Source organism: Paenibacillus paridis, assembly GCF_006345825.1.
In the GTDB taxonomy this organism is placed as follows: domain Bacteria; phylum Bacillota; class Bacilli; order Paenibacillales; family Paenibacillaceae; genus Pristimantibacillus; species Pristimantibacillus paridis.
Genome location: NZ_VCIX01000084.1, coordinates 155,670 through 166,498 on the forward strand (window position 1 = coordinate 155,670; position 10,829 = coordinate 166,498).

Here is a 10,829-nt window from a genome sequence, read left to right on the forward strand (position 1 = left end):
CAGATGGATAAGCGAAACTGCAGGTAAGCGCGCTCCTTTAAACGTAATGTTTCTGATATAATGATGAAAAAGAACAGAAAAGCGGTGAGAAGGCATGAGTAATCAGATGATGGAGGAGCAGTGCGCAGACAGCTGCCAGGGTACCGAAATGAATCCGGACAAGCTGACCGAAGCGAGGCTTCATGATCCTACCGCTAACGATTTGGCGGAATTGTTCAAGGCGCTAGGCGATCCTACTAGGGTGAAAATGATTCATGCTTTGCTGCATAGCGAGCTTTGTGTCCATGATTTATGTATGGTATTAGGCATGGCTCAGTCCGCGGTGTCCCATCAGCTCCGATATTTGCGCAATGTGAGGATGGTCAAGCGGCGCAAAGAGGGAAAGACCGTCTTTTATTCCATTGACGATGATCATGTGAAAGAAATTTTCCTGCAAACCTTAAAGCATTTGGAGCATGGATAATCTGATATGAACAAAAAGACGAATTCCGACTCGGGATTCGTTTTTTTTGGAGAATTTGGATGCTATGCTCGATTACGGCAAGGCTTGTAAACCGATTGTAAGGTTTATCCTTCTCATGCATAATGAGTGTAAGTGTTCATGATAATCAACGCATTCCAACAGACTGGAGAGGCTTTGATGTATAAAGTGATTATTGTCGATGATGAAGCGGTAGTTCGAATCGGATTAAAAAATACGATCCAGTGGCACGAGCATGGCTTCGAGCTGATCGGCGATTATGCCAATGGCCGGGAGGCCTGGGATGCCATCGAGCTGGACCGGCCGGAGCTGGTCATCTCGGACATTAGCATGCCGTTTATGGACGGGCTGGAGCTGGCCGGACTTATTTCGGCGCAATATCCATACATAAAAATGATTATTTTGACTGGCTTTGATGAATTTGAATATGCGCAGCAGGCGATCCGGCTTAAAATATCGGATTTTATTCTCAAGCCGATTACGGCGCAGGAAATCCGGCAGCTGCTCGATCGCATCAAAGGGGAAATGGACGAGGAGAAGCAGCGGCGCGAGGATCTTAGCAGGCTGAACAGCCAGCTGGAGCAAAGCTTGCCTTTGCTGAAGGAACGTTTTCTGGAGCGTTTGGTAGCGGTAGGGCTTGGCGAAGCGGCAATCGCGGAGCGGCTAACTTATTTCAGCCTTCCGCCCATGCCGCCGCCGTATTTGGTTATGGTCGTGGATATTGATGATTTTGGCAGCCGTGTGTTCTCTTCGTATGAACATGATGCCGAGTTTTTGCGGTTTGCGGCGTACGATATCTTTCAGGAGACAGCCGCGCGTGAACAGGTGCTTGCCTTCCGAACCCGGGAGGAGAGGATGGTTGCGATCGTTTACGGAGAGAACGACGAGAGTCTCTTGTATGAGCGAGTATTTTCGCTTGCAGAGGAAATACGCTATCATATCGAGAAATATTTGAAGTTCACGGTTACTGTTGGAATCGGCCGAGTCTGCACGAATGCCGAACAGCTTCCGGCTTCCTACAAAAGCGCGTTGTCCGTGCTCGATTACCGCTTCCTGCTGGGCAAAAACAGGGTGCTAAGCATTACGGATATTGAGGGGAAATCCTCAAATGTCTTGCCGCTAAGCAATGATTGGGACCGCAAGCTTGCCGCGGCCGTCAAAACAGGCGCGATCCAAGAAGCGTACCTGTTAATTGAGTCGGGGGTCGCCGAGCTGAAGCGCTCCATGGTTCCGGCAGAAGCCTGCCTGCTCCAAATGCAGAAGGTAGTGCTGTCGCTTATGAATTCGATCCAAGAGCTGGCCATTCATGAGATCGATCCGGCCTTTGGGGAGCAAATCAAGCTGATGGATATCCTGAAGTTCAAGACGCTGGATGAGGTTGAACTGTGGCTGAAGGAAGTTGTGCGATCGGTCATATCTACCGTTACGGATAACCGGAATTATCTGACAAACAAGCAGATTCACCAAGCGGTCAAATACATTGATACGAACTATGCCAATGAGAAAATGTCGCTTCAGGACCTGTGCCGCCATGTGCTCATGAGCACAAGCTATTTCAGCCTGGTATTTAAGCAGCATACGGGAGAAACCTTTATCGAGTATCTGACGGGGACGCGAGTAGGCAAGGCGAAGGAGCTGCTTCATAACTCAACGCTGAAGCTGTATGAGATCGCCGAGCAAGTCGGCTACAAGGACCCGAACTATTTCAGCATTATTTTTAAGAAGCATACCGGCATGACGCCTAAGGATTACCGTGACAAACAAATTAAGGGGAGCGGAGTCTAGCATGCTCAAGGAACGGTTCTTTCCCTTATTTCCGCTAAAGAGCATTCAATCTAATATCTCTTTGGCGTTCTCGTTATTGATTTTAGCGGCAATCGTGTTGACCAGCTTGGTTAGTTACCAGGTGTCGGTCTCTGCGGTAGAGAGAAACTCCAAGGGCTACATTGAAGAAATCATTAAGCAGGTCAACCTCAATATACAATCCTATGTCGATAATATGGAAAATATCTCGCTGCTGGCCCTGACCAACAAAGATGTGAAATATTATATCTCCGACAATAGCTTTATCAGCTCAGAGAACCGCCGTATCTACGAAAAACGAATTTCGGATTTATTCCAAGCCATCCTCTATACGCGCAACGACATCGCCTCCATTATGGTATTCGGCTACAACGGCCGTTTTGTTTCCGACCGGAGAATTACAACCATGAATCCGAACACCAAGCTGGAGGACCAGGCATGGTACCAGATGGCGAAGGCGGCAGGCGGGCAATCCGTCGTATCCGCGCCCCATGTGCAAAGCCTGATCGAAAACGAATACCGCTGGGTCGTATCTTTAAGCAGGGAGCTCAAAAATACGGATGGCATAACCGCCGAAGGCGTTCTGCTCGTGGATTTGAACCTCAGCGTCATCAATGATATTTGCAATAACATCAACCTCGGTAAAAAAGGCTATCTCTTCATCGTGGACGATAAAGGAAATATCGTTTACCATCCCCAGCAGCAGCTGATTGACAGCAACCTGCGGACCGAACACATCTCAGAAGTTCTTCAAGCATCCAGCGGTCAATCCTTCATTATGGACAAGGGCGACGGCAAACGCATCTATTCTGTGCAGGACACGAATTTCGGCTGGCGAATCGCCGGGGTCGCCTATACGGATGACCTTATTGCTAGCAAGGACGATTTGCGCAATTCGATTATATTCTACTCGTTGTTCGGACTGGCTATTTCCTTGCTTATCTCGGTTGGGCTCTCTCACCGTTTATCCAAGCCGATCAAAGTGCTGCAATCGGATATGAAGCAGGTGGAGAAAGGGAATTTCGATATTCAAACCGAGATTGGCCAGATGAACGAGATCGGGCAGCTAGGCCGCTCCTTTAATCTGATGGTCAGTCGGACCAAGTTTTTAATGGAGGAAACCATTCAGAATCAGGAAAACAAGCGCAAGAGCGAGCTGCTGCTGCTTCAATCGCAGATCAATCCGCATTTTTTGTACAATACGCTGGACTCCATTGTCTGGATGGCCGAGCAGAAGCAGCATGAGGAGGTCGTACTGATGACTTCCGCGTTAGCTAAGCTGTTTCGCGCCAGCATTACGAAGGACCAAGAGCTGGTGCCGATTCGCGTGGAAGTCGAACATATCACCAATTATTTGCTCATTCAGAAAATGCGCTACAACGAGGAGCTGAACTACGTCCTTGATATCGATGAGGGCATCTTAGGCTTCAAGACCTTAAAGATATTGCTGCAGCCGTTTGTGGAAAATGCGATTTATCATGGCATTCGCAGCATGTACGGCATGGAGGATGGGCTGATTACGATCCGTGGAAGACAATCGGGGGAGCATATTCGTTTCGAAGTGGAAGATAACGGGCTAGGGATGACGCCGGAGCAGGCCTCGCGGCTTCTGATCAACTATGAGGAAGACGGGCGAAATCAGGGAATTGGCATTCGAAATGTCAACGAGCGGATCAAGCTGTATTTCGGCCATGAATATGGCATTCAAATCCGTAGTGAAATCGAGGAAGGCACATGCATAACCATCGTAATACCCAAACTCGCTTAAGGGGTGCAGACTTGTGCGCAAGCATCGATTAACCTTCTGGCTTGTCCTGATTATTGCCGCTGTCGGCATCTATACTTTATTTAATTTTAGATTATTTTCAGGCGCGCATCAGGAGGAGAGAAATGTGACGGTCATCCTGAAAACCTTGAACGTACGGTTGGATTTCTGGCAAGCGGTCAGTCAAGGCGCCGAAGCGGCAGCCAAGGAGATGGGCATCCGTTTGAGTGTGGACGGGCCGCTCTCCGAGGACGATGCGGAAGGGCAGCTGCGGCTGCTCGAGGAAGCGATCGAGCGAAAACCGCAGGCGATTGTGATTGCCCCTATTGCGGACAAGCGGATGCCGGAAGCGTTCGCTAAGGCTCGCGAAGCAGGCATCCAGCTGGTCATTATCAATGACTCGCCTGACGCGGCGTCGGCTCCCGCCATCGTGACCACCAATCATGGGAAAGCAGGGCGCCTCGCTGGAGAAGCGGCTATTGAAGCTACGGAGGGTCACCCCTTGATCGCAGTCATCGGCGATGAAGAGTCGTCTGCCGTTTCAGAAGAACGGCTGAAGGGGCTGCGGCATGCCCTCGCTGGTTACCCAGAGAGCGTAGTTGGAACCTACTACGCAGACAACGCCGAGGATCGTGCTTATGCGATCGTTATGGAGCTGCTGCGAAGGGGGGAGCCCATCAATGCCATTATTGCTTTGAACGAGCCGGCATCGCAAGGGGCTGCCGCTGTGCTCAAAGAGCTGAATAAAGCGATGGAGATCAAGCTGATTGGTTTCGATAGCACCAGCGACGAGGTTCAGTTGCTGGAGTCAGGAACGATGACGGCCTCCATCGTGCAGAAGCCCTTCAATATGGGTTACCTTGGCGTGAAAATAGCGCAGAAGCTTATGACCGGCGGCAAAGCAGAGCCGGTTACCTATATCGAATCCAATGTCATAACGAAAGAAAATATGTACACAACAGAAAATCAGAAGCTGCTGTTTCCCTTTATTAATAGCAAATAGAATGCTTTTTTGGAAGGACAAGATGCACGATGCCGCTTAAAAAAGTCCGTAATGATAAGCCTTTTGCGACCGTAGCCTTGCTATTGGCCGGCTCCCTTCTGCTTGCTTCCTGTATGAATGCGAGCCCTTCGTCCAGCGCCCCTCCAAAGGAGGAGAGAGCTCTTATCCGCTTCGTGGCTGCGGAATACAGTACGGAGACGAAGCCACTGCTGGAGAAGCTGGTGAAGGAATTTGGCAGAAGGAACCCGCTGATTGATGTTGAGCTGCAGGTGGCCAACTGGGATATTCTAGATGGCGTCTATACCTCGATGATTAGCAAGAATCAGCCCCCGGATCTGCTGAATACGAATGTGTATGCCCACTATGCCAAGGATGGCTTGCTCAACAATATGACCGACATTATGTCGCCTGAGCTGGCGAGCAAGCTTTATCCGAATTTAGTCGAAATGGATCAAATGGATGGCATCCAGTATGCGATACCGTACGTGGCGACTACAAGAAATCTTTATTATAACAAGGAGCTCTTTCAGAAAGCGGGCATTGCCGCCCCTCCTTCAACCTGGTCTGAGCTTGCGCGGGCTGCCCAAAAAATCAAAGCGTTAGGCGTGGCGGAAGGGGTCGGCGTGGACCTGACGGATAATGAAACGCATGCTTCTTTGTCCTATGTCTTCTATGGCTCGGGCGGAGGGTGGATGAAGGATGGAAAATGGCAAATCAATTCACCGGGCAATGTCGAGGGAGTCAGCTTCCTGAAGGAGCTGTTCGATAAAGGCTTGACCGATCCAGAGCCTACCGTGACGACGCGCGATGAGAAGCAGCGCATTATGGGCGGAGGGCAGCTTGCGATGATGATCTCCGGCAACTATTTCTCGACCGTGGTTCCGAAGGAGTACCCCTCACTTCAGTGGGGCAAAGGGCCGATGCCTGTGAAGGATGGGCAGCCGCCAATCAGCTTTGGCGTGCATGACGTGCTTGTTTCATTTAAGACCGATCACACCAATCAAGAAGCGTTGTCGAAGTTTCTTGACTTTTTATACGATGACCGGGAATACGAGGAAATGATCAAACGCGAAGGTTTTCTGCCCGCTACGATGACGGTAGGCACCCGCTTATCCGAGCAGGACGAGGAAATGAAGAAAGACCTGGAAGCGCTCCGCCAAGCAAAGTTTTACCCGGTAAGGGAACCCTCCTGGCAAGCCGTGCTGGATTACGCGCGCAAGATGGGTGACGCTATTCTGTATGAGCATATGAGTCCAAAAGAGGCACTCGACGAGCTGCAGCATTTCGCCGAAAGCAAGCAAAGTCAGATCAATGCAGCGAAAAAACAGACGGAAGCTGAGTAAATCGCTATAGCGATGGCAAGGAAAAGAAAATAATCAAGAATATATGGAAGATATTCAATAGAGTTCAGAGCCCTCCCAAACTATGATGAAATTACGCATTTGAGCTTTGTTAAGAGCTCGTAAATGGCAGCGTAAACACATTATTTTTTGGGAGGGTTTGCTTTCATGATGATGAAGAAAAAGTTTGCAGCGCTCGGAATTGCCGTTATATTGGCTGCCGTGTCGTTAGCAGGATGCGGATCGGGCAACACCAACAGCGAGGCAACGAATAAGCCTACCAATGCGGCGCCTGCCGCTGAGGAAACTAAAACGCCGGATGCCGGCAATGAACCGGCTAAGCTGACCGGAGACTTCGAGATCCAATACTTCGTTGGCGGCTATGGCGACAAATGGTGGAAGAAGGTTATCGCTGATTTCCAAGCTGCGAATCCCGACCTGAAAATTAAAGAATCATCCGGTCCCAAAATCAATGACCAAAACCGGCCCCGCTGGATCGGCGGCAATCCTCCTGACTTCGTATACATCGACGGACCGGTTCTGAATGACCGCCAGATGGTAGAGGATGGCCAGCTGGAAGATTTGACGGACTGGCTGAAGGATGCCAAAAACGTTGACGGCGACCTCATTACCGATATCCTCGCGCAACCCGCTCAGCAATTTGATGGCAAAGTGTACAATATTCCGCTCGTCTTGAACTCATGGGGCGTATTTTGGAACAAAGCGCTCTTTAAGGAAAAAGGCTGGAGCGAGCCAACGGACTTCGCATCCTTCCTTGCCGTGAGCGACAAAATCAAAGCGGACGGCATTACGCCTTTCATTCATACAGGTAAATACCCGTATTATATCAACGGTTCGATTCTGTATCCTGCAATCGTGTCGGCGAACAACAACGATTATACGATTCTGCAAGACATGGCGGCGAATAAAGTGGAAGCGTTCGAAAGCCCTGCGGTGCTTGCGGCGCTGAACAAAATTGTAGAGCTGCGCGACAAAGGCTTTATCGACAAGGCTTCCATCCAAATCAATCATACCGATTCCCAAATGCTGTTCCTGCAAAATAAAGATGCATTCATTCCTAACGGCTTGTGGCTTCCTAACGAGATGGCCAAGGATATTCCTGCCGGCTTCGACTTTGGCTTCATTCCTTCCGTTACGCAGGAAGCGGGCGGCAAAGTGGTGGCGAACACCTCGACGTCTACAGTAGCGATTGCCAAGAACGGCAAGAACAAAGAAGCGGCCAAGGCGTTCCTGCAATTTATTTTCTCCAAAGCTCAAGCTTCGCAATGGGCTGAGCTAAGCGGCGCGCCATCCAACATTAAAGGCGACATTAGCGCTTCGAACGCGCCAAGCTTCGTGAAGGACGCCGCCAAATATTTGACGGATCCGAATACGATCGTTATTCCGACCATTACGTACAACGCGGACGTGGATAAGGCGATGATGGACGCAACGGATGCGTTGACCATCAGCACGATTACGCCGGAGGAATGGGTGAAACGGGTAACGGACGCTGTCAAAAAAGCGAGCAAATAAATAACCTTTAACAGATGCAGAGCAGGGGCGGCCGAGGCAAATAAACGCCGCGGCCGCCTCCTGTGAGTTTACTCGGGGGGATGGGGAGCATGAACTCAGGGACAGTCAAATGGCAGAGAAATCTATTTATCGCATCATTCATCGTTCCTACGCTGCTGTTTTTTGGCGTATTTACGATTTATCCGGTCGCGCAAGGCCTGTATTATTCCTTCTTTGATTGGTCCGGCATGTCGGACAAGAAAACATTCGTCGGCTTCGATAATTTCGTAGAAATGTTCCATGATCCGATCATTTGGAGAGCGATCGGCAATGATTATTTCCTTGTCGCGGGAAAAATCGTCGGCATTATGCTGCTGGCAACCTTTTTCGCGGTGGCGCTGACTCGCTTCGGCTTTAGGCTGGCCGGGTTTTTTCGCTCGATTTTTTTCATACCGAATGTTATTTCCGTCGTTGTTATCGGCGTATTGTGGAATTTCATATATAATCCGCAAATCGGCTTTCTGAACGGTTTTTTATCGTTGTTTACGAAGGAACAGGTGACGATTACTTGGCTGGGCTTTCCCGGCCATACGATATGGATGCTTCTTCCGCCGGCCATTTGGGCGGGGATCGGCTTTTATATGATTTTGCTCATCGCGGCTATTCAGAGCATTCCTGAGTCGTATTATGAGGCGGCCAGCATCGAGGGCGCGGGGCAGTGGAAGCAGTTCTGGAGCATTACGGTACCGCTCACCTGGGAGCAAATCAAAGTGTCTATTTTGAACATTATGATGACGACGCTGAACGGCTCCTTCGTAATCGTCTGGATCATGACCGAGGGCGGACCGGACAACAGTACCCAGGTGATGGGCTCTTATTTGTATCAGATGGCGTTCCGGCAATATCATTTCGGCTATGGCGCGGCTATAGGTTTTATTATTTTGGTATTGTCACTCATTACGACCATCGTGCTGCAGCGGTTGATGCGCCATGATACGGTCGAGATGAGCTAAGGGGGATACAACGATGAACATACAGCTAAAACATCCGGTCGCCAAGCTGGTCGTATCTGTTATTTTGGTGTTATGGGGCATATCGGTTCTGTATCCGCTTTTGTGGACGCTATTCGATTCGCTCAAAAACAACGAACAGTTTTTTATGAATGCGCCTTGGTCCTTGCCTGAGCTGCCGCTGCTCTGGAGCAATTTCTCCTATGTGTGGAGCAAATATAATTTCAGCACGTATTTCGTGAATTCGCTTGTCATTACGATCGGATCGACCGTACTAGCGCTGCTGCTGTCGGCGACAACCGCTTATGTGCTGGCAAGGTACAAGTTCAGAGGCAGCAATGCGTTGTTTCTGCTTTATATTTCATCGATGATGGTGCCTTTTGTACTTGCGCTCATTCCGCTGTTTTTCTTAATGAATTCGATGGGCTTAATCAATACGAAGCTGGGCTTAATCTTTGTGTATACGTCGAGCTTGCTGGCCTTCGGCATATTCGTGCTTGTCGGGTTTTTCAAATCGCTGCCAAAGGAGCTGGAGGAAGCCGCCATCGTAGACGGTGCCTCGTATTACGGGACGTTCTTCCGGGTGATGCTGCCTTTGTCGCAGCCAGGCTTGATAACGATTGGCATCGTTAACATCCTGAACATTTGGAACGAATACATCGTAGGGACGATTCTCATTAACGATCCCGACCAATACACGCTGCCGGTGGAAATCGGCGTCATGCAGGCAGAGATGCAGTACCGCACGGAGTGGGGCCCATTGTTCGCGGCGCTCTTGATTACGATTGTTCCGGTGCTGATTATCTATATCATCTTCCAGCGGCAGATCGCCAGTGGGATTACGGCTGGTGCGGTGAAATAAGGGACAAACGAGAACAAAATTCAGCAATTCCGCGCGTGAGCAGCCAAGCCTCAGAGAGGATCGGCTGCTCTTTTTTGCATGGCTGCCTATTTGCTTTCCTTCGCTGCGGGTCATTATAATGAAGAAAATGGAGCGGACAAGCGGAGCTCATTAGGGTTGTTCGCTTACCCTGCTACCGGACGGAGGAGCCTCACATGAACTTATTTTATATGCAGCCCGAACGTGACGGAGTTCTACCGATGCCGATATTCTTGAAAGACAATTACATAGGATTCGATTGGCCGGGAATCGGCGATCTTGAGCATGTCGGCAGGGAGGAATGGCAGGAGCTTGCCGTTCACACGTGCTTGGAACAAGGGCAAGCACTGCTTGACCGTCTGACAGAGATTGGTTTGTTTGTTTATGCGATGCAGGATGGGGATTATCTACTGGTTGCTGATGGCGAATATGTACATCTGGGCGATTTGGGCGACTACTACTATGTGGAAAGCGCTGGCCAAGCAGAGGATATCTACAGTCATCGACGGGGCGTCACCTGGTTAAAGCGAATGCTGAAGGCGGAATTGCATGCGGAGCTGCAGCCATTGGCAGGAGGACAGGCCAACTTGGCAAGGCTTGACCGGCCGGTGAGCCAGGAACTGCTGGAGAAATGGACGGCTAAGCCTGCTCACGAAGGGCATGAAGCCAGCCGAATGAGGCATGTGGATGACGAAACGATTGCGGAAGCATTGGAGATTTTGAAGAAAGCCATGAAAAGCAAGGACTTAGAGCGCAAGGAACGGGCGGCGATCGCTATCTTGAGGTTTGCGAAATAAAGCGGAGCGGGATTGTGCGTATTATCCTGCGCGCATGCAGGTTGCGGTTTATTTATTGGTTAGGCGGGCTGGATTCAATTTAGCTGGAATTTCTCCCGCTAAAATAGCGTTTTTCGCTGCGAATATGAAATAGTGGGAATTTTTCCACTAGCGTTGCATCAACACTAACATAGAAAAAAGCATGGATGACCATTTATTAATAACTAATCAAAATCTGAATTTTATGGACAAAAAC

General features: G+C 49.7%; 9 protein-coding genes. All 9 read left to right on the plus strand.

From position 1 onward, the window contains the following. The first annotated feature begins 94 nt into the window (after nt 1-94). A complete protein-coding gene (locus tag FJQ58_RS13340) occupies nt 95-463 on the plus strand; it encodes an ArsR/SmtB family transcription factor (RefSeq protein ID WP_139994151.1) in 369 nt (122 codons plus the stop codon). Nucleotides 464-640: 177 nt separating this feature from the next. Beyond that, nucleotides 641-2,266: a response regulator transcription factor gene (locus FJQ58_RS13345; protein WP_139994153.1), complete on the plus strand. Its 1,626-nt coding sequence runs from the start codon at nt 641-643 to the stop codon at nt 2,264-2,266. Between the two features lies 1 nt (nt 2,267). Then, on the plus strand, nt 2,268-4,052 hold the full coding sequence (locus FJQ58_RS13350) for a cache domain-containing sensor histidine kinase (RefSeq protein WP_139994155.1): 1,785 nt from the start codon (nt 2,268-2,270) through the stop codon (nt 4,050-4,052). Nucleotides 4,053-4,065: 13 nt separating this feature from the next. Then, nucleotides 4,066-5,052 (plus strand): substrate-binding domain-containing protein, encoded by a 987-nt coding sequence (locus FJQ58_RS13355; RefSeq protein WP_139994157.1) that lies wholly within the window; start codon nt 4,066-4,068, stop codon nt 5,050-5,052. Nucleotides 5,053-5,081: 29 nt separating this feature from the next. Then, nucleotides 5,082-6,395, plus strand: coding sequence for an extracellular solute-binding protein (locus tag FJQ58_RS13360; protein ID WP_139994159.1), 1,314 nt, complete (start codon nt 5,082-5,084; stop codon nt 6,393-6,395). Between the two features lie 165 nt (nt 6,396-6,560). Further along, nucleotides 6,561-7,928, plus strand: a complete 1,368-nt coding sequence (locus FJQ58_RS13365; protein WP_202915264.1) for an ABC transporter substrate-binding protein — start codon at nt 6,561-6,563, stop codon at nt 7,926-7,928. Between the two features lie 89 nt (nt 7,929-8,017). Continuing rightward, nucleotides 8,018-8,920: a carbohydrate ABC transporter permease gene (locus tag FJQ58_RS13370; protein ID WP_139994161.1), complete on the plus strand. Its 903-nt coding sequence runs from the start codon at nt 8,018-8,020 to the stop codon at nt 8,918-8,920. A gap of 13 nt (nt 8,921-8,933) precedes the next feature. Beyond that, nucleotides 8,934-9,779 (plus strand): carbohydrate ABC transporter permease, encoded by an 846-nt coding sequence (locus FJQ58_RS13375; RefSeq protein ID WP_139994163.1) that lies wholly within the window; start codon nt 8,934-8,936, stop codon nt 9,777-9,779. Nucleotides 9,780-9,973: 194 nt separating this feature from the next. Beyond that, a complete protein-coding gene (locus FJQ58_RS13380; RefSeq protein ID WP_139994165.1) occupies nt 9,974-10,594 on the plus strand; it encodes a hypothetical protein in 621 nt (206 codons plus the stop codon). The last annotated feature ends 235 nt before the right edge of the window (nt 10,595-10,829 follow it).

Bases quoted from the DNA above. Each gene is read 5' to 3' on its own strand.
- FJQ58_RS13340 (WP_139994151.1), top strand. From the start codon at position 95: ATGAGTAATCAGATGATGGAGGAGCAGTGCGCAGACAGCTGCCAGGGT.
- FJQ58_RS13345 (WP_139994153.1), top strand. From the start codon at position 641: ATGTATAAAGTGATTATTGTCGATGATGAAGCGGTAGTTCGAATCGGA.
- FJQ58_RS13350 (WP_139994155.1), top strand. From the start codon at position 2,268: ATGCTCAAGGAACGGTTCTTTCCCTTATTTCCGCTAAAGAGCATTCAA.
- FJQ58_RS13360 (WP_139994159.1), top strand. From the start codon at position 5,082: ATGCCGCTTAAAAAAGTCCGTAATGATAAGCCTTTTGCGACCGTAGCC.
- FJQ58_RS13365 (WP_202915264.1), top strand. From the start codon at position 6,561: ATGATGATGAAGAAAAAGTTTGCAGCGCTCGGAATTGCCGTTATATTG.
- FJQ58_RS13370 (WP_139994161.1), top strand. From the start codon at position 8,018: ATGAACTCAGGGACAGTCAAATGGCAGAGAAATCTATTTATCGCATCA.
- FJQ58_RS13375 (WP_139994163.1), top strand. From the start codon at position 8,934: ATGAACATACAGCTAAAACATCCGGTCGCCAAGCTGGTCGTATCTGTT.
- FJQ58_RS13380 (WP_139994165.1), top strand. From the start codon at position 9,974: ATGAACTTATTTTATATGCAGCCCGAACGTGACGGAGTTCTACCGATG.